At 67.9% G+C, this 2,853-nt stretch carries 1 protein-coding gene and 2 pseudogenes; all 3 read right to left on the bottom strand.

Translation table 11 applies throughout. The features are described from left to right. Positions 1–1,209 (bottom strand): annotated as a pseudogene (locus tag ACRDUX_RS27040) (dihydrolipoyl dehydrogenase family protein); the annotation flags it as partial. A 5-nt stretch (positions 1,210–1,214) separates the two neighbouring features. After that, positions 1,215–2,125: pseudogene (gene pdxS, locus ACRDUX_RS27045) on the bottom strand (pyridoxal 5'-phosphate synthase lyase subunit PdxS). Continuing rightward, positions 2,125–2,853: L-serine ammonia-lyase (locus ACRDUX_RS27050; RefSeq protein WP_526418300.1), on the bottom strand; the 729-nt coding region annotated here is incomplete at its 5' end. The pseudogene pdxS and the gene ACRDUX_RS27050, both read right to left, overlap by 1 nt.

Below are 2,853 nucleotides of genomic sequence, written 5' to 3' on the forward strand. Positions count from 1 at the left end.
CTGCGAGGTCGTAGACGAAGGTCTGCGCGTCGCCGAAGCGCTCGCGGGCCGCTGCCTGAGCCCGATGCACGCTACCTCGGGGTGGGAGTACGTGACGCGCGGGATGAGAGCGTCGTCGACGGGGTCGGGCTGCAGACCTGCGATCTCCTCGGCGGCGAAGATGCCCTGCTGAAATCCGCGGTGTGCCAGTTGTGGGCCCGACGACATCGCCGACCGCATAGACGGTGCTCTTGGTGGTCTGCAGTCTGTCGGTGGTGGTGATGAACCCCCGGTCGAGCTGAAGCCCCGCCTGCTCCAATCCGATTCCGCTGGTGTTCGGCCCACGGCCGATTGCGACCAGGACGACGTCGGCCTCGAGGGCATCGCCATTCTCGAGCGTCACCGTGGCGGACTCGGGGCCTTCGCTCACACCGACGACCCTGGTGTCGGTCTTCATGGTGATGCGCCGCCGCCGGAAGGCACGTTCGAGGTGCTTCGACATTAACGCGTCCTCGCCGGCCACCAACCGCGGTAGTGCCTCGACGATCGTGACGTCTGCTCCGAAAGATGCCCAGATGCTGGCGAATTCGACACCGATGCCGCCGCCGCCGAGGACGACGGCCTTCTCGGGGACGGTCGTCAGCACCAGCGCTCGTCGCTGGTGAGAATGCGGCCACCTATGGTGACACCGGGTAGGGACTTGGGCGTGGAGCCCGTCGCGACGATGACGTTGGGTGCGGTGTACACGGCGTCGTCGACCCTGACCTCGTGGCTGTCGGCGAGGTATCCGCGACCGTGGACCACGGTGATCCCATGCGACGCGACCAGCCCGCTGAGCCCCTTGTGCAGGCGTTGGACGATGGACTGCTGGTAGGCGCGCACTTTCTCGGCGTCGACCCCGCCCAACGTCAGGTCGATGCCGAATTGGCCTGCCTTGCGGGCACTGTCGGCGACCTCTGCCGCGTGCAGGAGTGCCTTCGTGGGGATGCAGCCGTGGTGGAGGCACGTCCCACCGAGATCGCTCTGCTCAACGAGGACGACGGAGCGGCCGAGTTCGGCCGACCGGATCGCCGCGGCATACCCACCGGATCCCCCGCCGAGGATCACAACGTCTGCGTTGGTGGACATGAGGACTCCTGCTGCTCGGTGGTGGATGGACGTCCGTGCTACTTCTTGGTGCGACGGCGGTTGCCGTGCTGGGTCGTTCGACGTGCGCCGACCTACCGACATCGTGGTCACCAGCCGCGTTCGGCGAGGCGGTGTGGCTGCGCAATGTCGTCGACGTGGATGCCCACCATGGCCACCCCGAGACCGCGCGACACCTTGGCCAGCACGTCGGGATCGTCGTAGAACGTGGTGGCCTTCACGATGGCCGCAGCCCGCGCCGCGGGGTCGCCGGACTTGAAGATGCCCGAGCCGACGAAGACACCCTCCGCGCCGAGCTGCATCATCGTCGCCGCATCGGCGGGGGTGGCGATACCACCGGCCGTGAACAGCGTGACCGGCAGCTTGCCTGCCCGCGCCACCTCGGCCACCAGCTCGTAGGGCGCCTGCATTTCCTTTGCCGCCACGAATAACTCGTCGTCAGACAGCGACGTCAGCCGGCGGATCTCGCCGCCGATCTTGCGCATGTGGATCGTCGCGTCCGACACGTCACCGGTGCCCGCCTCGCCCTTGGAGCGAATCATGGCCGCGTCCTCGGTGATTCGACGCAACGCCTCACCGAGGTTGGTGGCGCCGCAGACGAATGGCACGGTGAAGTTCCGCTTGTCGATGTGGTGGGCATAGTCGGCGGGGGTGAGCACCTCGGACACGTCGACATAGTCCACGCCCAGGCTCTGCAGGATCTGCGCCTCGACGAAGTGCCCGATCCGGGCCTTGGCCATCACCAGAATGGTGACCGCGGCGATGATGCCCTCGATCATGTCGGGGTCGCTCATCCGGGACACCCCGCCCTGGGCCCGGATGTCAGCGGGCACACGCTCCAGGGCATCACCGCCACGGCGCCCGCGCCCTCGGCGATCCGCGCCTGCTCGGGCGTGACGACGTCCATGATGACGCCACCCTTGAGCATCTCGGCCATCCCACGCTTCACGCGGGCCGAGCCGATTGATCTGTCCTTCTCCGCAGACACCTTCACCCTCATCAGCATTCGACGAAACTCACCGGGACGTTGATCGCGAGACCGCCGGTGGAGGTCTCCTTGTACTTGGTCAGCATGTCGGCCCCGGTGGCCCGCATGGTCTCCAGGACCTGGTCCAGGCTCACCCGGTGGGTGCCGTCACCGCGCAGCGCCATCCGCGCCGCATTGATGGCCTTGCCCGCCGAGATCGCGTTGCGCTCGATGCAGGGCACCTGGACCAGGCCGGTGATCGGGTCGCAGGTCAGCCCCAGGCTGTGCTCCATGGCGATCTCGGCGGCGTTCTCGGTCTGTTGGGCTGTTCCGCCGAGGATTTCGGCCAACCCCGCCGCGGCCATCGACGCGGCCGAGCCCACCTCACCCTGACACCCGCCTTCCGCGCCGGAGATCGACGTGCGTTCCTTGCACAGCGACCCGATCGCACCGGCGGTCAACAGGAACCGCACCGCGGTGCCGTCCGGGTCGCGGACACCGGCCTCGGTGTAGTACAGCGCGTAGTGCAGCACGGCGGGGATGATGCCTGCCGCGCCGTTGGTCGGCGCGGTGACGATGCGACCACCGGACGCGTTCTCCTCGTTGACCGCCAACGCGACGAGATTGACCCAGTCCTCGGCGAACTCGGGTTTGCGGTCGGGATCTTCGGCCTGCAGTTGCTCGAACCAGCGGTGCGCGCGGCGACGCACCTGCAGCACGCCGGGTAGCAGGCCGTCGCGCCGCATGCCGCGGTTCTGGCA

Origin of the sequence: Mycobacterium sp. (assembly GCF_050701675.1) — a bacterium.
Classification (GTDB): domain Bacteria; phylum Actinomycetota; class Actinomycetes; order Mycobacteriales; family Mycobacteriaceae; genus Mycobacterium.